The following is a 24,383-nucleotide window of genomic DNA, read 5'->3' on the forward strand; positions in this document are numbered from 1 at the left end:
GAGGAAAAGCCGGAGTGAATACTGGCGTATTCACAAGGATTTTGACGAAGATCAGGCGGAAATCTACCGCTATAAACCAATTGGGGTTCAACTCTCTTCATCCTAAATAAACGTACCATATTTATTACAAAAAATCAATACTAAATCGGCTGTTTTACGTGCTTTTTTATCAAAAACAAGCGGTCGTCGAATTGCTGAGATTCTACAAGAATATATTTTTGAATTCTTGCTATTTAAAAACAGATATGATAGAATATAGGGTGAGTCGGATTGCTTCTCACGATCGAAACGATAAACCGTAATAGACAGAAGTAATCTACAAACACAAAACCAAGGAGTAGGTTTATGAAAAAAAGCAATAAAGACAAACCACCTATCGACCGCGTACAGGCAGCATATGACGCGGGTCTGACGTCGAAGGAGGTTGAAGAAAGAGTTAAAAAGGGTTATACCAATACCACGGAGGATCCCAACCAAAAAACAATCCTGCAGATCCTCGCGAACAACCTGTTTACCTTCTTCAATATCGTGCTGTTTACGATCGCGTCCATCTTTATCGGATTTATCATCTACTTAAACGCGATCGGCCGCTCTGACATCGTCAACGCCTATTTCGGCTTCTCGAAATTTGTCTTTCTGATCCCCGCGATCATGAACGTCGCGATGGGCTCGTTCCAAGAGTTCCAGAGCATGAAGACCATCCAAAAGCTCCGGATCGTCACCAGCACCAAGAGCAAGGTCGTGCGTGACGGCAAGACCGAGTCGATCGACGCCTCCGAGATCGTGCTGGACGATATCGTCGCACTCTCGGCAGGTGAACAGGCGACCGCCGACCTGATCGTGTTGAGCGGTGAGGTCGATGTGGATGAATCCATGCTGACGGGTGAATCGGATCATATCAAAAAGACCGCCGGCGATACCATCCTCTCCGGCTCTTCCATCATCGTAGGCTCCGCGAGATGCCGCGCCGAAAAGATCGGTGACGACACCTATGCCGCCGAGCTGACCAGAAAGGTCAAGAACACCTCCGGTCATAAATCCGAGCTGATGAGCTCGATCATGAAGATCATCAAGGTGCTGACCATGTGTCTGTGTGTGGCGATCATCGTATCCACCGTCACCCTTGCGATCAAGATCAGCGCTACCGGCAGTGATCCGTCGATCTGGAACGGTCTGACATTATCACTGAACGACCCTGTCACCTGGTCGCTGATCGTCTTGACGGACGGTATGTTCGGCGTCGGTATGATCCCGTCCGGACTGGTGCTGACCACCTCTGTCGCGCTGATGGTATCCATCGCGGGACTGACAAAAAAGAAAACGCTGGTACAGGAGCTGTATTCGCTCGAGAATCTCTCCCGCGTCGACGTGATCTGTCTGGACAAGACCGGTACCCTCACAGACGGCACAATGTCCGTCAGCGAGTTGAAGAAGTTCGATGACAGCGCCGAAAAGCACATCCGCGTGCTGATGGGCGCGACCGATGAAAGAAACGCGACGAGTGAAGCGGTGTTCCAATACTTCGGCGCCGATGAATCCGCCGACATCCGTGAGATGATCCCCTTCTCCAGTGCCAACAAATACTCCGGCATCGTCTACGGCGACGGTAAAAAGCTGCTGATGGGCGCCCCCGAATATCTGTTGCCCGAGGATGACGACCGCCTTGTATATGTCACCGAACGCGCCAAAGAAGGCAACCGCGTCATTGCCGTCACCCTCGACGGCGCGCTGATCGCCTTCATCTCCATCGAAGACCACATCCGTGAGACCGCGGCGGATACGCTCAAATTCTTCCGTGAAAACGGCGTTACCGTCAAGGTCATCTCGGGTGATAACCCCTTGACCGTCAGCATGATCGCTCAAAAATGCGGCATCGTGAACGCTGACAAATACATCTCCCTTGCGGGTGTACCGCTCGAGGATATCCCCTCTGTCGCCGAGGAATACACGGTATTTGCCCGCGTATCTCCCGAACAGAAAGAAGCGCTTGTCAAGGCGCTGCAGGCAAACAAGCATAAGGTCGCGATGACCGGCGACGGCGTCAACGACATCCTCGCGCTCAGACGCTCGGATTCGTCCATCACCTTTGCCAAAGCGTCCGAAGCGGCAAAATCCTGCTCCGACGTCATCCTGCTCGACAACGATTTCAGTCATCTGAAAGAAGTCGTCGGCGAGGGCAGACGCGTCATCGGCAACACCCAAAAGACTTCCGTTCTGTATTTGATGAAATCGATCGCGGTCTTCATTCTGGCGTTCGCGCTGATCCCCTTCTCGAAGGGTCAGATGTGGTTCTCGATCGAAAACATGTATATGCTGGAAGCTGCCGTCATCGGCACGGGCGGTTTCCTGCTCTCACTGGAACCCCGCCGCACACCGGTCAGCGGTTCCTTCCTCAAGAAAATCGTCAGTCAAGCCATCTGCGCGGGCGCGCTCGGCGCGATCGCCGTGCTCCTGCCGATCCTGTTGAACGCGGTGCCGAAGGCACTCGGATACGCCCCGGTCATCACCGACGTCAACGTCCGTCCGATGATGACGGTCCTGCTGTCCATCGCGGGCATCATCGTGGTCTTCTCCATGTGTATCCCGTTCAACAAATACCGCGCGATCGCATTGACATGCGTGGTCGCCGTAGCGGCTACACTGGGATTGCTCCTGCCGTCCGCTTATATCGGCGGCTCCACGATCGGCGCGGATATGCTCGCCTTTGATAAAGCGGCAGGTCAGACCATTTTTGACAGCCAGCTTGTACAGGAAATGTTCCGCCCGATGAACTCGCCGATCGTCAGAGGCTTGGTCGGTGATATGAACAACTACATCGTCCTGAGAATGTTCCTGTACGTCGCGATCCCGCTGTTCATCATCATTCGCTTCACGCTGGAAAGCAAGCTTGACGAAAGCGATCCCGATCGCGGTCTGAACCGCTCCTACGTCTTCGGCAAACGCCTGATCCTCGCGTCGGGTCTTGTCCTGATCCTGCACGCATTACTCTCTATCGTTGAGGTGCTTACCAACACAGGCTCGTTCCAGACCGAGAATCTGCTCGGCGACGGCAACACGGCAGTGTACTTCAACATCTTCTATGCCGTCGTCTACACCGTTGTCGGCGCGCTCGGCTACCGCATGTGGACGAATCCGACAAAGCGGCTGACGACGATCACCTTTATCGCCGGTATGGTGCTGATCAGCTTGGCGATGGCGCCGATGACCGCTGTCGAAAGCGAAGAAGTGACCCAAAGCGCGCTGATGATCATCGACAGCGCCGTTGCAAGCGCCGTGGTACTCGCCTACTTTATCGGATGTTCACTGATCTTCCTGAACATCATCTCAACAGACAATAAGCCGACCTTGGCGACAAGTCAACAGCAAAACACATAGGTTATCACCGATATGATGACCCAATAAGCAAATCACCCCCGCCGGAAACGGCGGGGGTTACATTTTTAAGAAAACAAGATATCGAAGAATTCGTCGTAGGTCGCGATCTCGTAATCGCACAACGGACTGTGGGAGGGCGCTTCTCCGTTCAGATAATGACAGGTCGTAAGCCCTGCATTCCTGCCGCCGAGCATATCGGAGGTCAGGCTGTCGCCGAGCATGATCACACGGCCTTTGTCCGTGATACCAAGGTCACGGAAGATGTAGTCAAAATACGCTTTGTCGGGCTTGCTGTGACCGATCTGCTCCGAGATATAGATGCCGTCGACATAGGGCTTGACCGCGGCGCGGTTGAACCGCCCTGTCTGGGGGATCGTCAAGCCGTTGGTCGCGAGATAGATTTTGCAATGCTCATGGAGCTTTTTGACGAACTCCAACGCGCCGTCGAGCAGGAACGCCTGATGAGAGAGGTTGTTCTCATAGGCGGCGTTCACCGCGTTGAAATCAACAGGCTTTGCGCCGAGCTGTTCAAAGAGCATCTGAAAGCGGGTCGGCTTTAAGTCCTCGCGACTCAGCTCACCGCGTTCAAGCGCCTTCCAACAGCTCAGGTTGATCGTGCTGTAGCGGCTCACCACTTCATCCGTGGGCGTCACACCGAACTGCTCGAGCGTCAGGCTGACGGCGGTTTTTTCCGCCAGCTTGAAGTCATAGACCGTTTCATCCGCGTCGAGGAGGACGATATCAAAGCGTTTAGGCAAATTCCTCTCCCCCTTTGGTGTAGATCGAGGCGCGGGTGATATCGGCATACAGCTCAATACCGAGATGATCGGCAAAGGCGCCTATCAGCAGATTGGGGTTGATGTTGAGCGTAGAACCCGCGGGGAGCTTTAAATCAAAGCTGACCCGATCCCCCTCGCGGGGTTCAAACGAGAGGATATAGGGCTTGAGGTCGATGTTCTTCATGCCCTTTTTGGTTTTCTTTTCCACGATGATCTCGGGGGAAGCGAGGAAAGCGTTCAGCTTCTCGGATAATTCCTTATTAGAAATATCATTTTCATTCATCGGCTCGAGATTCACCGTATAGAGGGAGGAATCGATATCCGCGGGCTTATGCACCGACTCGGCACAGCGCAGTACACGGATGCCGTCGGGCAGGCAGGCATTGAGCCTGTCGGGGATCGCGGACAGATCCTCGTTATCATCCAACACACGAAAATCCATACTCTCACATTCGGAGGCGAATCCGAGCGACAACGGGAGCGCAAAGGTGATATAGGCGTGCTGATTGAAGCCCTCGGTGCGCCAGATATTCAGACGGCTTTTGCCGATGGCGCGGATCATCACGCGGTTGGTATCGAGATGGGAGATATATTTACACGGTCCGAACTTGCGGTAGAAGACCCTAACGTTTTTCATAACACACGCCTCCTCCGTACTTTTTCGATCCGCAGCCGAGGCATTTTTCACGGCAGTTGGGCGACGCCTCAGAGCGATACGCGCGCTCACACTCGCGGCGCAAAAACTCCTTGGTCACGCCGTAGTCGAGGTGATCCCACGGCAGGATCTCGTCAAACGAACGGCGGCGGTTGGCATAGAACGCGGGGTCGATACCGCAGGCTTCGAATACCTCCAGCCAGTTTTGCAGTGAGAAGCAATCGCTCCATCCGTCAAAACGGATCCCGCGCTTGTGCGCTTCACACATCACCTGATTCAAACGGCGATCACCGCGCGCGAACACCGCTTCTAAACAAGATGTATCGGAATCGTGATAATTATAGGTCATCTTGCTCAGCGAGATTTTGTTGTCGACGATCGACTTCTTGATATGCTGCTGCTTTTCTCGCAGGACATCCATCGTATCCTGCGGCTCCCACTGGAAGGGAGTAAAGGGCTTGGGGACAAAGGAGGACGCGGACAGGGTAACGCGGGGGGCTTTTCCCTTGGGGCGATTCGGGGTGCTGTAGTAGGTATCCAGCACCTTCTTGCCGAGATTGGCGATATCCGCGACGTCATCCGGCGTTTCGGTCGGCAGTCCGATCATAAAATAGAGCTTAACGGTCGTATACCCGCCCTCAAAAGCGACACGGCAGGTGTTCATCAGCTCGTCCTCAAAGACGTTTTTGTTGATCGCGTCACGCAGGCGCTGACTGCCTGCCTCGGGCGCGAAGGTCAGACCGCTCTTGCGTACCGTTTTGATCTCGTTGAGGATATCGTCGGAGAAGCCGTCCACGCGCAGTGACGGCAGGGATAAACTGACATGCTCGGGCTTTGCCCATGAATTCAGCTCACGGAGCATCGGCACGACCTGTGTGTAGTCGCTCGAGCTCAGCGAGGACAAAGACACCTCGTCATAGCCGGTGTTGCGGCACAGCGCATGGCATTGCTTGCTGATACACTCCACCGACTTTTCGCGCACGGGGCGATAGAGAAAGCCCGCCTGACAGAAGCGGCATCCGCGGATACAGCCGCGGAAGATCTCCTCTACGGCGCGGTCATGGACGATCTCGATATTCGGCACAACGAAATTGTCGGGATAGTAGCAGTTGTCCATATCCATCATCACACGCTTTTCGATCACCGCAGGCGCGTCATCACGCGGCGTGACAGCGGAGATGGTACCGTCGTCGTGATAGGATACATCGTATAATGAGGGAACATAGACGCCCTTGATCTGAGCGGCAAGGCGCAGGAATTCCTCTCTGCTTTTGCCCTCTTTTTTGCAAGTTCTGTACAGCTCCATCACTTCGAGGTCGACCTCTTCCCCATCGCCGAGGAAGAAGATATCGATGAAGTCGGTGATCGGCTCGGGGTTGCAGGCGCAGGGACCGCCCGCGACGACGATATGCTTGAGATCATGCCTGTCCTTGGAGAGCAGCGGGATCCCGCCGAGGTCGAGCATGTTCAGAATGTTGCTGTAGCTCAATTCGTATTGCAGGGTAAAGCCGATGAAGTCGAACTCCGTCAACGGATCGCCCGACTCAAGCGCGTACAGCGGGATATCGTGCGCGCGCATCTGCTCTTCCATATCCATCCACGGTGCGAAGACTCTCTCACACCAGATATACGGCTTTTCGTTGAAAAGACTATAGAGGATCTTGATGCCGAGGTGCGACATGCCGATCTCATAGATATCGGGAAAACAGAACGCGAACCGCACATCCACATCCTGCTTGTCCTTGATGACAGCTCCGAGCTCACCGCCCACATAGCGGCCGGGTTTTTGCACCTTCAGGAGCAGTTTTTCGACTTTTTCAGGGATCATAGGCTTCTCCTTTTATCTGCCGATCAACATAATGTATGACCGGCAACTACCTATTCTTCAAAAACAATAAAACGATCAGATAGATCGATATGATCAACAGCGAATAATTATAGCCGCTGTTCAATAACACATACAGTCCCGCCGTCATCAGCGGCAGTAAAAAGACAAAGGTCGTCACCTTCAGCGTGATCGCGACAGTGCGCGGCGAGAACCGTTTATCCAGAATGATCGCGAGCAGATGTCCGCCGTCCAGACTCATAACGGGCAACAGATTAAAGACGCCGAGCGCAAAATGCGGCAAGGCGTATTTCATACCGACGGGGTACAGCAGCAATGCGAACAGAAAGTTCACCGCTACGCCGCCGAGGGTGATCAGCACATCCGCCTTGAACGTAGGCGCTTCATCCGACTGAATGAGCACATCAAAAAGCCGCAGTCTGATCGCGCGCACACGGACGCCGCACAACAACATCATGAGCAGATGCCCCAGCTCGTGCAGGATCGCGGCGAGAATGCAGAAGATCACGCGGTTGTCACGGTCGAGAAGCAATACGGCGGTCATCGCCGCGATCGCTTCATAGCCGATATATAGGTCAAGATTCGCTATGCGCAGTTTCATCGGGGGTCGCCTGAACCGTCACGGGATCCTGCTCAAACAACGCGTCCGCGGAACGGAAGATCTCCTCAGAAACCACGGGCTTTTGCAGCTCCTCGCGATAATAATCCATGAAGCTGTAATACCCCTCGCTGTCCATCGCCTTGAGCAGGAACAACACCAGCGCCGCCAGCAGGCTGAGTACGAGTTGGATCGTGATCAAAAGCGGTCTGCTTTTCTCATTTTCCTCCCGCGGTCGTTCATCTCGCACAGACGCTTCATCGAGCGGTGTTTCTTCCACAGCGGGAGGTGAGGCTTCCCGCCAGCCCTCTTCGTAAATGATTTCGTTACGCTTAAATTCGCTCATATCTTCACCCCTCATGATACGATAAATATATGAGGGAAGAGAACGAAGTATTACAGCTTGCTGAACTCCTTTTTCCTGAGGATCACAAAGAAGATGATACCGATGATCAAGCAAACAACCTCAGCGATCGGGAACGAAAACCATGTCGCAGTCATGTTGATTTTTGAGAGGATATATGCCGCGGGCAGCAGTACGACCAGCTGACGCAGTACGGACATCGTCATGCTGTAAAAGCCCTTGCCGACTGCCTGGAACAGCGTCGAAAACATGATGCCGACCGCCGCCATGATGAACGAGATACTGATAATGCGCAGCATCGGCACGCCGACTTCGGCGAGCAGCGCGTTAGCGGCGACATTTTCCTCTGACTCAAAGAGCGAGAGCAGCCACTCGGGCGCGAGCTGGAACAAAAGGGTTCCCGCCGCCATGACAGCGCCGGCGATGATGACGCCTAAACGAAACGCCTGATACATACGTTTTTTGTTGCGGGCGCCGTAGTTGTAGCCGATGATCGGCGACACGCCCTGGCTCAGACCGAATACCGGCATAAAGATAAAGCTCTGGAGCTTGAAGTAAATTCCGAACGCACTGATATACGCCGCGGCATATTCCACCGTCAGATCCGCCATCGAGATGATCGCGTTGATGCCCGAGATCATCACCGAGCTGATGCTCTGCATGACGATCGCGGGGAAGCTGACAGCATATATATTTTTCAGGGTCATCTTCTGCATACGGAAGCCCTTGAAGCGGATCTTGACGTCATGCTTTCTGACAAAGAGGATGACCATGATAAATATCATGGAACAGATCTGACCGAATACGGTAGCGATCGCCGCGCCGAGTACGCCCAGCCGCGGGAAGAAGCCGATACCGAAGATCAGTAAGGGATCAAAGATGATGTTCACAATCGCGCCGAGCATCTGGGTGATCATCGGGATGATCATGTTGCCGGTCGACTGCAGGATCTTCTCACCCATGCAGGAGATCATCATGCCGAACGAAACGCACAGCACAACGGTCAGATAGCCCGCGCCGTCCTTGATGACTTCGGCGTTGGAGGTAAAGAGCGAAATGAACGGTCGGGACACCGTCAGTCCGAGCACCAAAAATACCAGCCAGTCGATGACCGCCAGCACCAGACCCGTGGTCGCGGCGTTATTCGCTTCTTCATAATTCTTTGCGCCCAGTCGGCGCGCGATCAGGGAGTTTACACCCACTGCCGTACCGACGGCGAACGAGATCAGGATTATCTGCAGCGGATATGCCAGCGATACCGCCTGCAGTGCGTCGGGCGAATAGCGCGCGACAAAGATACTGTCGACCACATTGTACAGCGCCTGTATCATCATCGACAGCATAGCGGGCAGCGACATTCCCATCAACAGCGGGAGCATCGGCTTTACGCCCATTTTATTCTGAGATAGCTCACTCACGATTTATCCTTCCTTCCGAAAAACGCAATCATATCATGATTCTTTGCTGAGTTTTTTGCGACGTTTGTTTTTGATCGCCCGAATGATCAGCATCACGATCGCCGCCGCGAACGCGACGCCGCAGCAATCGAGCAGGATATCGCTCACCTGACAGGATCGGCCCGCGGGAAAGAGCTGGATGATCTCGTCGATCGTCGCGACGACAGCGCCGGTGATCAATGTCGCGATCAGCGCGGTTTTGATCTTGCGAAGATGCACATAATACGTTACGCTCAGCAACGCGCCGAGGAACGAATACTCGGCAAAATGCGCCAGCTTGCGTATAAAATTCTCTGTCACACTGAACGGGATCGGAAAGCCTGCCAGTATGCCGTTGATCCAATCCGTCAGCGGCGAGCTGCGCTCGGTCGATTCGACCGCGTCCTGTGATGAATTGTAGAAGATCGCGGCGATCGCCGCTACGGTCAACAACGTCAGGATCACGCGTGCCGCCGTCAGTTTTTTCTCTTTCATCCTGCACCTGTTTCAGCGATTTTTCTCCAGTTAATTCTAATCCATTCCGCATAAGTTGTCAAACGGATTCATATAAGTTTTATCAATCCTTCAAATTAGAGTTGAAAAGACTGCTTTTTTCAGTTATAATGCTATGGAGAAGAAATGAAAAGGAGACTCCTTATGCTTCATTACATCATCGTATTTTTGATTTCTATGGTGCCGCTGATCGAGCTGCGCGGCGCGATCCCCTATGCCGTCGGCGTCAACAACCTCGGCGGCAATATGAACATGGTCGTCGTGTACATTCTTGCTATCATCGGCAATATGCTCCCCGTACCGTTCATCTACCTCTTCGCGCGCAAGATACTCGAATGGGGCAAGGATAAAAAGTTCATCGGCAAATTCTTCACCTTCTGTCTGGAAAAAGGTGAAAAGGGCGGTAAAAAACTGCAGGCAAAAGCAGGCAGAGGTCTGTTTGTCGCGCTGATGCTGTTCGTCGGCATCCCCCTGCCCGGTACCGGCGCGTGGACGGGCACGCTCGCGGCGTCCATGCTGGATATGGACTTTAAGAAGAGCGTTATCGCCGTCATGCTCGGCGTCATCATTGCCGGCGTGATCATGGGCTTGGCGTCGATGGGCGTATTCGGCGCGATCGGCGCGATCTTCGCACCCAAAGCGTAATGAAGAAACGTAACGTTTACGCGGCGGTCATCGGCGGAGGCGCGGCGGGACTGATGTGCGCGATCCGTGCCGCGGAGAACCATCCCGATCAGGCGATCGTCATACTGGAAAAAGCAGATCGCGTGGGCAAAAAGATCCTTGTCACCGGCAACGGCAGATGCAACCTCAGCCATATCGGCGCAAACACGAACAGCTATCACGGTGACGCAAGCGGCGATCTGATCAATATTCTTTTTAAGAAATATAATCCCGACGCTGTTCTGTCATACTTCCGCACGCTCGGACTGCTCACGCATACCGACAGCGAAGGCAGGGTCTATCCCCTGTCCAATCAGGCAAGCTCCGTCCTCGACGTACTGCGCATGAGGAACAGTCAGCTTCATATCGAAACCATCTGCAATACCGATATCTCGCGCATCCAAAAGACCGCTGAGGGGTACGAGATCGTGACGCCCGAGCTGCGGCTTTTCGCCAAAAAGCTGGTCATCGCCGCGGGCGGTAAGGCGGATTACGCGGGAAGAAACAGCGACAGCCGTGAACTGATGCGATCACTGGGCTTGAGCATGACTAAGCTCAGCCCTTCCCTCTCACCCGTCAAGGTCAAGAGCGAGCATCTCAAATCGCTAAAAGGTATCCGCGCGTCGGCGGAAGCCTCGCTGATCCGCGACAAAAGGATCATCAAAACCGAACGCGGCGAGGTGCAGTTCAACGACGGCGCGTTATCGGGGATCTGCATCTTCGATCTCTCCCGATACGCCAATCGCGGCGGTTGCGAGATCCACCTCAACCTTCTGCCCGACTTCTCCTATGAGCAGGTCGAGCGGGAGATCATAAACAGATTCAAACGCAACGCATCCTGCGGCGAAGTTTTCACGGGAATGTTCCATAAAAATATCGGGTCGGCACTGCTGAAATCATGCGGGATCAAGCCATCCTCGTCATGCAAAGATATTTCCTTAAAAGAAATAAAGTCGCTGTGCCGTCATATCACCGACTGGCGCTTTGTATGCGAAGAAACCCGTGATTTCAAGAAAGCACAGGTCACCGCGGGCGGGGTCAAGCTCAGTGAGATCGACCCCCATACCTTTGAAAGCAACCGCCACCGCGGACTGTATATCATCGGCGAGACGCTGGATATCGACGGCGACTGCGGCGGCTACAACCTTCAGTTCGCATTCGCGAGCGGCATGTGCGCGGGGGATCACCTATGATACGGCTGAGCAATATCAAACTACCCCTGGGCTATTCCGACGACGACATCCGCGCGGTATGCGCCAAGGAACTGCGGGTGCCGATCAAGGCGATCCAACAAGCGTCGCTCTATCGGCGCTCCATTGACGCGCGGCACAAAAACGACATCCACTATACCACGAGCATCGATATCACGCTGAGCGGTAATGAGCAGGCGGCACTGAATAAGGCAAAATGCAAAAATGCCGCTATCACCGAGCCGTACCGCTACATTCCCCTGACCCCGAAGAATAAGGATAAGCGGCCGCTGATCGTCGGCACGGGTCCCGCGGGATTATTCTGCGCATTGACATTAGCGCAAAGCGGTATCCGTCCCATCGTGATCGAGCGCGGGTCACGCGTGGAGGAACGCACCGAAGCCGTCAACCGCATGTGGCAAAAGGCGGTCCTCGACGCCGAATGTAATGTGCAGTTCGGCGAGGGCGGCGCGGGGACTTTTTCGGACGGTAAGCTCAACACCGGCACCAAGGACGGCAGATCACGCAAGGTGCTCCTCGAATTTGCCGCGCACGGCGCTCCCGACGAGATTCTGTACAACGCCAAGCCGCATATCGGCACGGACAAGCTCCGCGATACCGTCAAAAGCATCCGTGAGGAATTGATTGCTCTCGGCGCTGAAGTCCATTTCGACACCAAGCTGACCGACATCAAAACGAACGACGGAGCGATCACCGCCGCCGAGGTCGAGCATGATGGTACAAAGCGGCTGATCGAATGTAACGAGATCGTGCTTGCGATCGGTCACAGCGCGCGCGATACCTTTGAGCTGATCCACGGCATGGGGATCCACATCGAACCGAAGCCGTTCTCCGTCGGCGTGCGTATCGAGCATCTGCGCGAGAATATCGACCGTTCTCAATACGGCGCGGCACACAGCAGGCTGCCCGCCGCCTACTATAAACAAAACGTCCACCTCAAGGATGGACGCGGCGTATATACCTTTTGTATGTGTCCGGGCGGCGTTGTCGTCGCGGCACAGAGTGAAGAAAACAGTGTTGTCACCAATGGCATGAGCGAATTCGCGCGCGACAAGGTCAACTCCAACGCGGCGCTCCTTGTATCCGTCCACCCCGACGATATCGTGGGCGAGCACCGGCTCAAAGGCATGTTCTGGCAAAGAGAGCTGGAACACAAAGCGTTTGTCGCGGGAGGCGGCGATTACCGCGCGCCGATCATCCGCGTCGGCGATTTTCTCAACAAAGAGATCTCCACCCGACTCGGCGAGGTCACACCGAGCTATCTGCCCGGCACCGAATTCGCCTCGATGGACGATATCCTGCCGCCGTTTGTGACCGACTCTCTGCGTGAGGCGATCCCGATGATCGACCGTCGGCTGCACGGCTTCAACCATCCCGATGCGATCCTCACCGCGGTGGAAAGCCGCAGCTCCTCCCCCATCCGCATCACGCGCGACGAAAATATGCAGAGCGTCAGCCTGAAAGGACTGTACCCCTGCGGCGAAGGCGCGGGCTACGCGGGCGGCATCGTATCCGCCGCCGTCGACGGCATCAAGGTCGCCGAAAAAATCATCACAACATAACAAAGGCTCCCATTCGGGACAATCCCTTTGAGCAAGGAAATGTATCTCGCTGACGCTCGGTCAGTTGATGCAATTCCTCAGTCACCGTTCGGTGACAGCTCCTTTTACCAAAAGGAGCCTCCTTGCTCATGGAAGATGTCCGTGAGGGAGCCTTTTATCATTTACGGTATACTTCGATCTGTGCGCTGTGATGGATCGAATAGATCAGACATTCCTTGACGGGCAATCCCAGACATTCCTCCATCGCGTCCTTATACAGCAGCAGTTGTGAAGCGTAGCGGTCGTTCAGCGTATGCGGATTTTTTACGCGGTCGGTCTTGTAATCGACAATCACCAGCTGTCCGTCCTCGACGAACGCCAGATCCACCGCGCCCTGCAGGATCACCTTTTCCTCGCGGAAGGCTTCGTCGATCTCGGGATCGATCAGCTTTGCGGGGATCTTGACATTAAAGCGGTACTCCTTGTACACTTCGTCGGATCTCAGACAGCGCGTTACCAGATCGCTTTGGATAAAGCGTTCGGCGCGCGTTTTGTCGATGCTGTTCACCTGTGCTTCGGTCAGGTAGCCGCCGGTATGCAGTAGGCTCAGCTGTGCTTCCATATCCGCTCTTGCCGCGGCAAAATCGACGAACTGCATGAACGCGTGCAGCGCGGTGCCCTTCTCGGCGGAGGTGAGCTTTTCGCCCTGTAAAAACGCGGGTCGGTCGAGATAGCGCTCATACGCCTTGTCGGTCATCTGATGCGCCAACGCGGACGCCGCGACCTTGACAGGCAGGGCTTCGATCGCCTCATACGGATAGCGATAATCGGCGTGCTTTTTCAGCTCGTCGAGCAGGGCGGTATTTGCCTCAACATCCGCTTCTTCCAACATGATATCGTTTGTATCTTCCACATCATACGGCGTGTCGATCACACGACAGTTGAACGCGAAATCAGCCTGCGGCTCACTGTCAGCGGAAACGCCCGCGTACTCCCGCAGTGTTTCGCCGTCAGGATGGAGCAGGGCGCACATGACCAGCCAATCGGACAGGGCGTTGGCGGAGCGCACCGCGAAGGGTGAGATCTCCCGCTGACCGGCGAGCTTCTTCGCGATACCGCCGATGTAGAATGCGACCGAACGCGAGGGAGTCGCGAGCATGATCAGCTTTTGCTTGGCGCGTGTCATCGCGACATAGAGAACGCGCAGCTCCTCGCTCATCTCATCACGGCTGATCTCCATCGCCAGCGCGTTGCGCGGCATGGTGTTGAAGTTGGCGGAAAGCGCGGGATCATAGAGCTTTTGCGCGTAGCCGTAGCGCGAATGGAGCAGTACCGACTGTGACGCGTCGGACACGAACTTGCGCGCGGTGTTCGCGATAAAGCAGATCGGGAACTCGAGCCCCTTTGACGCGTGCACGGTCATCAACTCGACGCCGATATCCGCGCCGCCGTCGCTTGTCGCCGAGGGCAGGTCGGAGCCGTCCTCGATCAGTCGGTCAAGGTAATTGACAAATGCCGACAAGCCGCGGTGGGTGTTCTGCTCAAACGTGCGCGCGTAATCGAGCAGCAGGCGCAGGTTATTGGTCGCGCCCGCACTGTCGGACGCGGAGATGATCGCCATGAACGACGAGCGTTCATAGATCAAGGTGATCAGCTGATGTAACGGAATCGTGACGGACACGTTCCGATAGTAGGACAGTTCATCGAGAAAGGCTTTGCTCTTTTGATTGCCCTTTTCCGCGTCCAGCGTGATCGCCGCGTAGAGCGAGCCCTTGCGCTGTCCGATGCGGATACGCGCGAGGTCGTCCTCATCAAAGGCGAACACCGGACTCATCACAACGCTCAACAGCTCGATATCGAGGGCGGGATTGTTGATGACGCGCAAAAAGTTGGTGATCAGCATGATCTCTCTGCTGTCCAGGAATCCCGCGCCGCTCTCGCTGTGGGCATGGATACCGTACAGCTCGAATACCTCACGGTAGACCGCGCCGTAGCTCGACAGGTTGCGCATCAAAACGGCAAAGTCGCTGAACGTCGCGGGGCGGTAAGCGTCACCGTCCTTGACGGGATACCCCTCGACGACCATTTGATGGATGCGCTCGGCGATAAAGCGTGCTTCCGCGATCGCGGCGTCTTCCTCACCGACCGCTTCTTTGTCGATCAGATCCAGCTCGACCGCGGGCTCCTCCCGCGGCTCGTAATCCGCTCCGGGAAAGAGCATTTCCTCCTCGTTATATTCGATATCGCCGACTGCCGTTGACATCAATTTTTTGAAGAAGAAATTGACGGCGGACAGCACGGCGCTGTCACTTCTAAAATTCTTTTCAAGAATTATTTTTGCGGGATAGTCTTCTGCGTTTTTATCATATAATACGGCATTATTTTTTCTTTTTAAGAATAATTCGGGCATCGCCTGACGGAAGCCGTAGATACTCTGCTTGACGTCGCCGACGACGAACAGATTCGTTTCCTCGCGGGAGATCGTCTTGAAGATGGTATCCTGTACCTCGTTCGCGTCCTGGTACTCATCCACCATGATGTAGTCAAAGCGGGACGAGATCTCGCTCGCGACGTCGGTGGCGGTCATCGTGTCGCGATCGACGATCAGCGACAGCACCCAATGCTCGATATCAGCGTAGTCCGCTACGCTGTTTTCTTTTTTCAGCATCGCATAGTGCTTTTCGAACAGGCTCACCGCCTTGAAAAGCTGTTCCGCATAATCCTTGAGGCGCTCGATCTCATACAGGCACAGATCTTCCTCCTGCGTGTAGAGCTTTTGGAGCGATTTGACAGTGTCCTTGAAGATGTCGCGCGCCGAAGCCGCCTCCAGCTTCAGCGGATTATCGGCATAGCCGCGCGGCGTGGACAGGCGACCCGCCGAAAAGGAATGGAGCGTGTCGCGGATCATATTCCAGCTTTCCTGTTTGATCGCGTTTTGCAGTCGTTCGCAGAACACCCGATAGGAATCGAACAGCGAAAAGTTCTTATCATAGAGCTTTTCATCCAGTGAGATCGCGTCAAGCGCGCGGTCGTTGAGCAGATGCAAATACTCCGCCGCCTCACGCGTATACTCCGCGATGATCCGCCCCCATACCGTGTCGCCGACCTCGGTGAAGTCGGTGTAGTAGGAGAGCTTTTCTTCCATCCAGCGCTCGGGGAACGGATGGGAGCGCAAAAAGTCATACAGGCGGCTGATGTGATCCTCCAGCCTGCTGTCGCCCCGCGCGGACGCGAAGGTCTCCACCAGACGATGGAACTTCGGATCCTTCTCCTCATACAGCAGATCGAGCGTCAGGCGCATCGCGTCGGCACGCATCACGCTCAGCTCACCCGCGTCGGCGATACGGATGTTGCGGTCGATGTCGAGCAGATAGAAATACTCCTTGCACAGCGACATACAGAACGAATCCACGGTAGAAATATGCGCCTTGCCGAGCAGGGATTGCTGTCGGATCAAAAACGGATCAGAGGGATCCTTGCGGATACATTCGCACAAAGCTTCTCTGAGCCTGCCTTTGAGCTCTGCGGCAGCCTTTCGGGTATAGGTCACGACCAGCAGTCTATCGGCGTCTACGCCGTTTTCGGCGTCGGTGATCAATCGGATCACGCGCTCGACCAGTACGGCGGTCTTACCCGATCCGGCTGCCGCCGAAACGATCACCGAACCGCCGCGCGCCGTGATCGCGTCGAGCTGATGCTCCGTCCAGTTACGTGCCATCGTGATCCCCCTCTCCTCTCAGTTCTTCAAACACCTCGGCGGCACTTCTGTCCACCGCCTCACGGCAGGGATCATCATCCTTATGCAGACATACCGCGCGATAGACGCAGTAGGCGCATCCGTCGTATTTTTTGCCCTTGAGCGGCAGTGCGGCAACGTCGCCGTCATAGAGCGACTGCGCCATCGCAGTCGTCAGCTCGTCGATCCTGCGGAAGATCGCGCCCAGCTCTTCGAGCGTCGCAAGACTGCCCGCGCTCGCGGATACGACCCCGTCCTTGAGCTTAGCGGGGATGAACACGCCCTCGCCGTCATGCTCCATATGCGCGACGACGTCGGCGTCATCGAGGATCACGCCCTTCATCGCGTACTTCTTGATCAGTTCACTGCGGATCTTTGCCTCCGGCGTATCGGGATCGGCGGATACCGACGGCGATACGGCGGGCATATAGAGAACGCCCGCGGGGGTGATCTCACCGTAACGCTGTGCGCCGTTTTCACGGATCGCGTATAAGTAGATAAACATCTGCAGGTTCAGACCATACAGAAGATCATTGATGTTGAATTCCTTGGTTCCGGTCTTGTAGTCGATGACACGGATATAGCTTTTGCCGTCCGCGTCACAGCGGTCGACGCGGTCGACACTGCCGCGCACGGATAGCCGCAGACCGTCCTTCAGCTCCACCGAATAGTCGGGGATATCCTCCCCCACGCCCAGCTCAAAATCGACAGGGATAAAGTCGCTTTGTCCGAGCTCACGGATCATATGCAGGAGCAACCGTGTCGCGGTGGATTTGGTGCGGTACAAAAGATACAAAAAACGCTCTGACTTTTCTTCCGTCCCGCCGAAGTGGACGTCGATATAATTGTCGAGGATATCGGATACAATGTCCTCGATCACGCTCTCATCCATCTGTATGTATTCCTCACGGCTGTACCGCGAGAAGAACACCTCAAAGATATGGTGCATGAGGGTGCCGTATTCGAGCGCGTCCACGGTCGCCTTGCGGCGCTCACGGATATGTAGGCCGTACTCGCAGAAATAGCGGAACGGACATTTATGGTACACATCGATCTTGGTCGATGACAGACGCATTTCTTTGCCAAACAGCTCTTTGGTCAGCTTCATGTCCTTGATCTTGCGGACACGCCTGCTCAGCACATCCTCGATGGAGTTGATAACAGCGCGGTATTCTTCATCCTCAAGAAAATACGCTTTGAGCGCCGCGATATCGGCACTGCGGCTGTGATAGCGGCTGACAAGATAATCGAACGCCGCTCTTTTGGAACGCAGTCGTTCTCCGATCGGTACCGTGTCATAGTTGATAAAACGATGCTTCGGCAGGCTCACCTCCACCTCGGAGATAATGTCCGAGGGCGTCAGGAGTTCGCCGCGCACATCGGCGGCGGGAAAGCTGAGATAGAGCCGATCCCCCGCGGCGGTCAGCGCCGAATACGCATAATAGCGCTCGGTCGCGATCAGCTCCTCGATCGAGTCGGACAGCGGCAGATGCAGGGTCTCCTTCAACAAAACACGTTCGTCGTCAGTGAACACCCCCGCCTCCACGGGGGTATGCGGGAACTCTCCGTCGAGCGCGCCGATCAAAAAGACGATCTTCTTGTCCGAGATCAGGGAGCGGTCGGCGGTGGACACATCCACCTCATCCATGCCGCGCGGAATGGTGCTGACCTCTGACGCGGCAAAGTTGGTGTACAACAGCTCCGCGAATCGCTTGGGCGTCATCGCGTAATCGCCGATCACGGCAACGGTCTTATCGAGGATGCCGCACAGCACGTTCCACATGCGGATCAGATCAGCGGCAAGCTCGTGCTCACCCTGCGCCTCATAAGCGTCGAACAGGGTGTTGATGTTGTCGTCTACGCGCAATTTGTAGAGCAGCTTCATCAGCGCCTTGGCGATCGTTCTGCCGTCGGTATCCTTTACGGCAAAGGCAAAATCACGCAGTGTCCCGATGATATCGGCGCGCAGTGCTTCGACGCGCTCCAAGATCTCCTTTTGCCGTTCGCTCATTTCATCCGCAAAGCCGTCGGGCGACGCGGTAAAGGGGGTATCAAACTTTCGTCCGCTGATGTCCCAGACGAAAAGATAGTTTTCAAAGTCCGCGATCTCGCCGACCGAATAGGAGCACAGACCTGTTTTCAGCAGGGAGAGCACATCCTCGCGCTGAAAACCGCGGTTCACGATGTTGAACGCGGCTGTCACCAGGCGCACCATCGGCATGGCGTCGATGTTCTGCGGCTTGTCCATAAAACAGCGGACGCCGTATTTATCAAAGTACGATTCAAGGATGCCGGTGTAGCGGTCGGCACTGCGGCAGATCACCGCGATGTCGCGATAGCGCGCTCCGTCCTCTACTAAGGCGCGGATCGTGCGTGCGACAAAATCACATTCATCATACAAGCCCGAGGCGCGGTATATGGTCACTGCGTCGGCGTTCTGTATATACGGTTCTTTCTCCGGCCGGTAGGCGCTTTCTTCCAGCGCGATCAACGCCTCATCATGAAAGCGGTACGGCGTATGCAAGGTCGTCAGCGGCGCGATCTCGACGCCGTGATCCCGCGCCATGCGCGACAGTCGTGCACGGGTACGGCGCGGTACAAAAAACAGATTCTCACTGTCGGGACGGCAGTCGTCCGTCAGCGCGACAAACATCTCATTACTCATCACCAACAGCTGTTCGATCACATCGTATTCCTGCGCCGTAAAGCCGTAGAACGCGTCGAGCGCGACAGTATAGCCCTCAAACAGTTTACGATCGGTCAACAGCTCACAGACCTTTGTGAGCGAATCCAGCGGATCCATATAACTGCGCTCCATGATCGCGTTGTACGCGTCATACACGAGCGCGGTGTCATTCAGCTTGGCGCGCAGGGTGTCATCCCCCGCGGACTGAGCCGCCTCACGCAGTACGTCGGACGACAGGGCGCATTTTTTATATTCCTTGACGGCGGAGAGCATCAGCTCGCGCATATCGGCGGAGTCGGTTCGCTTGTCAAAAACCGTCAACTCATCCCCCACCTGCTCGAGCGCAAGGCTCATCATCAAATGGCGAACGCCGTCATCCGCAAAGGTCGCGAATCGGTTGCCAGTCTGCTCAAAGACATAGTCGCACAGGCGTGAGAAGCCCAGCACCATGATGTTGCGCGATACGGCAGGACCCAATAGGTCGAGAAACGCCGCTTCGGTCTCAAAGGAGATCTGATCCGGCACGAGGAACAGGAGCTTGTCCTCTCCCTTTCGCGCGAGGTCGGCAAATTTGCGGCGCAGATATTCACTTTTTCCGTAGCCGGAACGGCCGAGTACAAAACGCAGCATAATTCCTCCGCATTACTATTTGTCATTGCGAGGCTCAAATAAGCCGTGGCAATCTCAACTGCTTTTATATCCGTCATTGCGAGGCTCCATTAACCGGGGTCCCCGACACGCCCCGCGTGGTGGGGAGAGGAGGAGTTGCGGAGCAAGGTCAAGGCATACCAACCGGATATGCCTACCGCGCAAAGCGAACGACGACGACGTGGCAATCTCAACTGCTTTTATATCCGTCATTGCGAGGCTCCATTAACCGGGGTCCCCGACACGCCCCGCGTGTTAGGGAGAGGAGGAGTCGCGGAGCAAGGTCAAGGCATACCAACCGGATATGCCTACCGCGCAAAGCGAACGACGACGACGTGGCAATCTCAACTGCTTTTTACAGTGTTATCCTATCACATACAGTGACCTGTTTTCGGTACATCCATTTTCATCGAAACAGCGACCGGAAGCCTTCCCAGTATTCAACGAGCTTGAAGCGAAAATCATATTTGTCGGCAGTGACCACCTCATATTCGCCGTCGTCAAGGTGATCCTCCATTTCGGTCTCACACGCGGCGCCGACACACAATGACGGATACATCACGCACCACCAGTTCTGACCCTCACCGTCGCCGATGGTCAGACGCAGTGCGTCGTACCGACCCGCCGGCATGGTAAAGTCATCATAACAGCGCGTGTTGAAGTACATCTCGCCTACCTGTGCCGTGACGGGATAATCGAAGCCGCGGCGCTTGATCTCGTGTGAGGCGACCTGTTCGATCTCGCTCAGATGCGATCTTGTAAGCCTGATCGCTTCGTCCTTGTCATCGCAGCCGTTGAAATAATCGGAACACTCCCGCAAGACACGATCACGCACGCCGAGCTTCAAGCTCTGGTCAGCGGCGGAATCGGAATTCGCGAGGATATGTACGCGCAGTACATCCTCTGATAATTCTTCACAAGAATTAAAAAACGGTAGACAAAGGAGCATCGCCGCAATGATGACGGAGCCGACAAACAGATGGATATATTTCTTCAAAAGAATTACCTGCCTTTCAAGTTGGGTACAGTATCATCTTTGGCAGGTAATCAAATGTTTATTCACTTTATTCAAAACAGTCATTGCGAAGGGCGCAATCGTTAGGTTGAGATCGCCACGTCGGAACAATGTTCCTCCTCGCAATGACAATCTGAAGTGCGCCCTGTGGCAATCTCAACCGATTAAAAACAGCAAATCCCCCCTCGCGTCGGGAAAGCTTATTATGGTTCGACCTTCTCGACACGACAGCCGTCTTTGAGAGGCTTGGTCAGGAACACTTTATTATATTTCTCTTTCAGAATATTAACGCATTTCTCCGCCTTCTTCTGATTGAGGAAGATCGCGTAGACCGCCGAGCCCGATCCGCTCATGGAAGCGCCCAGTGCCTTGCAGGCGATCATCTCACGCTTGATCTCATTGATCTCCGGCAGCTCCATCACCTGCTCAAACTCATTGTACAGGCAGGTGGAGAGTCCGCGGATATCGCGGCTGTAGAGCCGCTTGATCAGCTCGTCGGTATAGAGGAAGCCTTTGGGCTCACGCGCGTCACAGGCGGCATATGCCGCGGCAGTGGACACGGAGATATCGGGCTTGCAGATCACGATGTGACAGTCGGACATGGCGCGCAGTTTTTTGAGCGTCGTGCCGGTACCGGTCGCGAGCATCGTACCGCCCAACAAACAGAACGGTACATCCGAGCCGAAGCGCGCGCAGATCTGCGCCATCTCATCCATGCTCAGGCGTGTTTCAAAAAGCTGGTTCAGTGCCAGCACAACAGCCGCGCCGTCGGTGGAACCGCCCGCCAACCCCGCCTGTGTCGGGATCTCTTTATCGATCGTGATCGAAAGGGGTGCGGGTGTAACGCCGGTCTTATCGAAAAACGCGCGTGCCGCCTTGCACACAATATTGCTGTCATCGGTCGGCACATCGGGATATTTAGGACAGGATACGGTGATGCCGTCGCCCTCACCGGAGAGTTTCTCGACCGTGACGGTATCATAGAGAGAGACCGTCTGCATCACCATCGCGACATCGTGATAACCGTCGGCGCGCTTGCCGACGATGTCGAGCGTCAGGTTGATCTTTGCGGGTGCTTTAACCGTTATTTTCATCTTCCAGTTCCTTCAAAAACTCTTTGATCAGCTTCATTGCCTGTCGTAAGTGCTTGATCGAATAACAGTAGCTCAGGCGCACATAGCCCTCGCCGCATTCGCCGAATGCCGTACCGGGCACCAGCGCGACATGCTTGCTCTGGAGCAGACGCGTGCAGAATTCATCACTGCTCAGCCCGGTGGATTTGATGCAGGGGAAGCAGTAGAACGCGCCCTCGGGATTGAAGCAGGTCAGTCCCATCTTATTCAGCGAGCCGACTACAAAGCGGCGGCGCATATCGTACTCGCCCTTCATCATCTCGATGTCGTCATCGCCGTTTTTCAACGCTTCGATCGCGGCGTACTGCGCCGTTGTCGGAGCGGACATGATGCAGAACTGGTGGAGCTTGACCATCATCGCGCAGATCTCCTTGGGAGCGAGCGCGTAGCCGAGTCGCCAGCCCGTCATGGCGTAAGCCTTGGAGAAGCCGTTGATGACGACGGTGCGTTCCCACATGCCGTCGATGGAGGCGATGGACACATGGTGCTTGCCCTCATAGGTCAGCTCGGAGTAGATCTCGTCAGAGAGCACCATCAGATCGTGCTTCTTTACCACTTCGGCGATCGCCTCAAGATCCTCGCGCTCCATGATGCCGCCCGTCGGATTGTTCGGATACGGCAGGATCAAGAGCTTGGTTTTATCGGTGATCTTTTCCTCGAGCTGCTCGGGCGTCAGACGGAAGGCGTTCTCCGCCTTGGTCTGAATGAGGACGGGAGTAGCGCCCGCCATGATCGTCAGCGGCTCATAGCATACAAAGGAGGGCTGAGGGATCAGCACCTCGTCGCCGACAGAGACCATACAGCGGATCGCGTTGTCGATCGCTTCACTGCCGCCAACCGTGACCAGACACTCGGTCGAGGGGTCATATGTAAGGTTGTATTTTCTTTTATAGAATTTTACGATCTCTCCGCACAGCTCCTTGAAGCCGCGGTTTGGGGTGTACCATGTCTTGCCCTGTTCGAGCGACTCGATACCCGCCTCGCGCACATGCCACGGCGTTTGGAAATCGGGCTCGCCGACCGAAAGAGAGATCACGTGATCCATCTCATTGACGATATCGAAGAATCGGCGGATACCGGAGGGCTTGACCGATTGGATCGACGGCGTCAGCTTTTCGGAATAATTCATCAGACGATCATTTCCCTTCCGTCTTTTTTCGTATCGATCAGCGGCACGCTGTCCTCTTTATAGCGCTTTAGCATAAAGTGGGTCGCGGTGGACAAGATGCCATGCATCGCCGCCAGACGCTTTGCGACAAAGGAGGAGACGTCCTGGATCGTCCTGCCCTTGACGATGAGGAGCAGGTCATAAGCGCCCGCCATCAGGTAGACACATTCCACCTCGTCATACTGCATGATCTTCTCGGCGATATCATCAAAGCCCTTCTGCATCTGGGGAGCGACCTTGAGCTCGATGATCGCCATAACGCCCGCGTCAGGCACAGCCTCCCAGTTGATGACTGCCTGATAACCGCAGATCACACCGTTATTTTCATATTCTTTGATACGCGCTTCGATGGCTTCCTCGGGCTCGCCGAGCATCATCGAAAGCTGCGCGGTCGTGTAATTTGAATTTTCACTCAGTATACGTAATAACTTGTCCATATGATTCATCCTTTCTGGATTTGTATAATATTTGATTCTATGTCATCTGTAAAGCGGGGATACTGCCGACATTCAGACTGTCGATACAGATCGCCGTCGCCAGACAGAAGATCTCTCTTTCATTTTGATTCAAGACGAGCTGGATGCAATCGCGGGCATAATCCCTGCCCACCGTACACACCACGGCGGTGTCCGCGTCAAGGATGGAGTAGGAGCCCATCAACACATCACCGCGAACCAAAAAACTGATCCCGCGGAAGCGGATCGACGCGCGGCCGCTGCCGACGGCGATATTCAGCCGCATACTCTCCCCGCCCGCGCTGATACTGTACACCGACAGCGCGGTGAAGCCGAGAGAGCGGATCTTGCAGACGGTATTTCCGTCGGTATCGCAGATACGGATACTCTCGCCGGAGGGATTGCGTTTGCCGGTCACCGTATAGCGGAGCCTGCCCTGTTCATCGGCGACCTGATACCGTGCGTTCAGTGTCGAAATATCACGTTGTAAATAGATTTTCACTGTTATCACCACGGATATTATTGGATTATTTCACCGATTCATGCAATGACTGATGCACT

The 24,383-nt window shown here is 55.0% G+C and carries 18 protein-coding genes; 4 read left to right on the plus strand and 14 right to left on the minus strand.

What is annotated here, in order from left to right; translation table 11 throughout:
• Positions 1 to 345 precede the first annotated feature (345 nt).
• A complete protein-coding gene (locus tag JKK62_RS05200; protein ID WP_186832951.1) occupies positions 346 to 3,375 on the plus strand; it encodes an HAD-IC family P-type ATPase in 3,030 nt (1,009 codons plus the stop codon).
• 65 nt (positions 3,376 to 3,440) lie between these two features.
• Here the strand turns inward: JKK62_RS05200 and JKK62_RS05205 are convergent, their stop codons facing one another.
• Genes JKK62_RS05205 through JKK62_RS05235 form a run of 7 tightly spaced genes read right to left on the minus strand, consistent with a single transcriptional unit; the run spans position 3,441 to position 9,548 of the window.
• Positions 3,441 to 4,133: a YjjG family noncanonical pyrimidine nucleotidase gene (locus JKK62_RS05205; protein ID WP_186832950.1), complete on the minus strand. Its 693-nt coding sequence runs from the start codon at positions 4,131 to 4,133 to the stop codon at positions 3,441 to 3,443.
• Positions 4,126 to 4,791, minus strand: a complete 666-nt coding sequence (locus JKK62_RS05210) for a TIGR03936 family radical SAM-associated protein (RefSeq protein WP_186832949.1) — start codon at positions 4,789 to 4,791, stop codon at positions 4,126 to 4,128. The genes JKK62_RS05205 and JKK62_RS05210 overlap by 8 nt, the downstream gene beginning before the upstream one ends.
• Positions 4,778 to 6,637: a TIGR03960 family B12-binding radical SAM protein gene (locus JKK62_RS05215; protein ID WP_186832948.1), complete on the minus strand. Its 1,860-nt coding sequence runs from the start codon at positions 6,635 to 6,637 to the stop codon at positions 4,778 to 4,780. The genes JKK62_RS05210 and JKK62_RS05215 overlap by 14 nt, the downstream gene beginning before the upstream one ends.
• 46 nt (positions 6,638 to 6,683) lie before the next feature.
• Complete coding sequence (locus tag JKK62_RS05220; RefSeq protein WP_186832947.1) at positions 6,684 to 7,256, minus strand: site-2 protease family protein; 573 nt, start codon at positions 7,254 to 7,256, stop codon at positions 6,684 to 6,686.
• Positions 7,231 to 7,599 (minus strand): hypothetical protein, encoded by a 369-nt coding sequence (locus JKK62_RS05225; protein ID WP_186832946.1) that lies wholly within the window; start codon positions 7,597 to 7,599, stop codon positions 7,231 to 7,233. The genes JKK62_RS05220 and JKK62_RS05225 overlap by 26 nt, the downstream gene beginning before the upstream one ends.
• Before the next feature lie 50 nt (positions 7,600 to 7,649).
• Positions 7,650 to 9,035, minus strand: coding sequence for an MATE family efflux transporter (locus JKK62_RS05230; RefSeq protein ID WP_186832945.1), 1,386 nt, complete (start codon positions 9,033 to 9,035; stop codon positions 7,650 to 7,652).
• Positions 9,036 to 9,068: 33 nt separating this feature from the next.
• Entirely contained in the window at positions 9,069 to 9,548 is a 480-nt protein-coding gene (locus JKK62_RS05235) for a VanZ family protein (protein ID WP_186832944.1), read from the minus strand.
• 162 nt (positions 9,549 to 9,710) lie between these two features.
• Here JKK62_RS05235 and JKK62_RS05240 point away from each other — a divergent pair, with 162 nt between their 5' ends.
• Genes JKK62_RS05240 through JKK62_RS05250 form a run of 3 tightly spaced genes read left to right on the plus strand, consistent with a single transcriptional unit; the run spans position 9,711 to position 13,002 of the window.
• The gene (locus tag JKK62_RS05240; RefSeq protein ID WP_186832943.1) at positions 9,711 to 10,211 is read left to right on the plus strand and encodes a COG2426 family protein; all 501 of its coding nucleotides are present in this window, start codon (positions 9,711 to 9,713) and stop codon (positions 10,209 to 10,211) included.
• Entirely contained in the window at positions 10,211 to 11,422 is a 1,212-nt protein-coding gene (locus JKK62_RS05245) for an aminoacetone oxidase family FAD-binding enzyme (protein ID WP_186832942.1), read from the plus strand. Before JKK62_RS05240 ends, JKK62_RS05245 begins: the two co-directional genes overlap by 1 nt.
• The gene (locus JKK62_RS05250) at positions 11,419 to 13,002 is read left to right on the plus strand and encodes an NAD(P)/FAD-dependent oxidoreductase (protein ID WP_186832941.1); all 1,584 of its coding nucleotides are present in this window, start codon (positions 11,419 to 11,421) and stop codon (positions 13,000 to 13,002) included. The genes JKK62_RS05245 and JKK62_RS05250 overlap by 4 nt, the downstream gene beginning before the upstream one ends.
• Positions 13,003 to 13,159: 157 nt before the next feature.
• Here JKK62_RS05250 and addA read toward each other — a convergent pair whose 3' ends face one another.
• From addA to JKK62_RS05285, 7 genes are all read right to left on the minus strand, one after another.
• Positions 13,160 to 16,699 carry a helicase-exonuclease AddAB subunit AddA gene (gene addA, locus JKK62_RS05255; RefSeq protein ID WP_186832940.1) on the minus strand — a complete coding sequence of 1,180 codons (3,540 nt, stop codon included), beginning with the start codon at positions 16,697 to 16,699 and terminating at the stop codon, positions 13,160 to 13,162.
• Positions 16,689 to 20,033, minus strand: coding sequence for a PD-(D/E)XK nuclease family protein (locus JKK62_RS05260; RefSeq protein ID WP_186832939.1), 3,345 nt, complete (start codon positions 20,031 to 20,033; stop codon positions 16,689 to 16,691). The genes addA and JKK62_RS05260 overlap by 11 nt, the downstream gene beginning before the upstream one ends.
• Positions 20,034 to 20,457: 424 nt before the next feature.
• The gene (gene spoIIR, locus JKK62_RS05265; RefSeq protein ID WP_186832938.1) at positions 20,458 to 21,048 is read right to left on the minus strand and encodes a stage II sporulation protein R; all 591 of its coding nucleotides are present in this window, start codon (positions 21,046 to 21,048) and stop codon (positions 20,458 to 20,460) included.
• Positions 21,049 to 21,269: 221 nt separating this feature from the next.
• Entirely contained in the window at positions 21,270 to 22,160 is an 891-nt protein-coding gene (gene ispE, locus JKK62_RS05270; protein ID WP_186832937.1) for a 4-(cytidine 5'-diphospho)-2-C-methyl-D-erythritol kinase, read from the minus strand.
• Positions 22,144 to 23,328: an aminotransferase class I/II-fold pyridoxal phosphate-dependent enzyme gene (locus tag JKK62_RS05275; protein WP_186832936.1), complete on the minus strand. Its 1,185-nt coding sequence runs from the start codon at positions 23,326 to 23,328 to the stop codon at positions 22,144 to 22,146. Before JKK62_RS05275 ends, ispE begins: the two co-directional genes overlap by 17 nt.
• Complete coding sequence (locus JKK62_RS05280; RefSeq protein WP_186832935.1) at positions 23,328 to 23,804, minus strand: Lrp/AsnC family transcriptional regulator; 477 nt, start codon at positions 23,802 to 23,804, stop codon at positions 23,328 to 23,330. Before JKK62_RS05280 ends, JKK62_RS05275 begins: the two co-directional genes overlap by 1 nt.
• Before the next feature lie 37 nt (positions 23,805 to 23,841).
• Positions 23,842 to 24,324, minus strand: coding sequence for an LURP-one-related family protein (locus JKK62_RS05285; protein ID WP_186832934.1), 483 nt, complete (start codon positions 24,322 to 24,324; stop codon positions 23,842 to 23,844).
• Positions 24,325 to 24,383: the final 59 nt, after the last annotated feature.

Source organism: Ruminococcus difficilis (assembly GCF_016680995.1).

Excerpts from the sequence above, each read along its gene's own strand:
- JKK62_RS05275 (WP_186832936.1), bottom strand. The coding sequence starts at position 23,328 with ATGAATTATTCCGAAAAGCTGACGCCGTCGATCCAATCGGTCAAGCCC.
- JKK62_RS05250 (WP_186832941.1), top strand. The coding sequence starts at position 11,419 with ATGATACGGCTGAGCAATATCAAACTACCCCTGGGCTATTCCGACGAC.
- JKK62_RS05200 (WP_186832951.1), top strand. The coding sequence starts at position 346 with ATGAAAAAAAGCAATAAAGACAAACCACCTATCGACCGCGTACAGGCA.
- JKK62_RS05240 (WP_186832943.1), top strand. The coding sequence starts at position 9,711 with ATGCTTCATTACATCATCGTATTTTTGATTTCTATGGTGCCGCTGATC.
- ispE (WP_186832937.1), bottom strand. The coding sequence starts at position 22,160 with ATGAAAATAACGGTTAAAGCACCCGCAAAGATCAACCTGACGCTCGAC.
- JKK62_RS05245 (WP_186832942.1), top strand. The coding sequence starts at position 10,211 with ATGAAGAAACGTAACGTTTACGCGGCGGTCATCGGCGGAGGCGCGGCG.
- JKK62_RS05215 (WP_186832948.1), bottom strand. The coding sequence starts at position 6,637 with ATGATCCCTGAAAAAGTCGAAAAACTGCTCCTGAAGGTGCAAAAACCC.
- JKK62_RS05210 (WP_186832949.1), bottom strand. The coding sequence starts at position 4,791 with ATGAAAAACGTTAGGGTCTTCTACCGCAAGTTCGGACCGTGTAAATAT.
- JKK62_RS05280 (WP_186832935.1), bottom strand. The coding sequence starts at position 23,804 with ATGGACAAGTTATTACGTATACTGAGTGAAAATTCAAATTACACGACC.
- JKK62_RS05220 (WP_186832947.1), bottom strand. The coding sequence starts at position 7,256 with ATGAAACTGCGCATAGCGAATCTTGACCTATATATCGGCTATGAAGCG.
- JKK62_RS05235 (WP_186832944.1), bottom strand. The coding sequence starts at position 9,548 with ATGAAAGAGAAAAAACTGACGGCGGCACGCGTGATCCTGACGTTGTTG.
- JKK62_RS05260 (WP_186832939.1), bottom strand. The coding sequence starts at position 20,033 with ATGCTGCGTTTTGTACTCGGCCGTTCCGGCTACGGAAAAAGTGAATAT.
- JKK62_RS05225 (WP_186832946.1), bottom strand. The coding sequence starts at position 7,599 with ATGAGCGAATTTAAGCGTAACGAAATCATTTACGAAGAGGGCTGGCGG.
- addA (WP_186832940.1), bottom strand. The coding sequence starts at position 16,699 with ATGGCACGTAACTGGACGGAGCATCAGCTCGACGCGATCACGGCGCGC.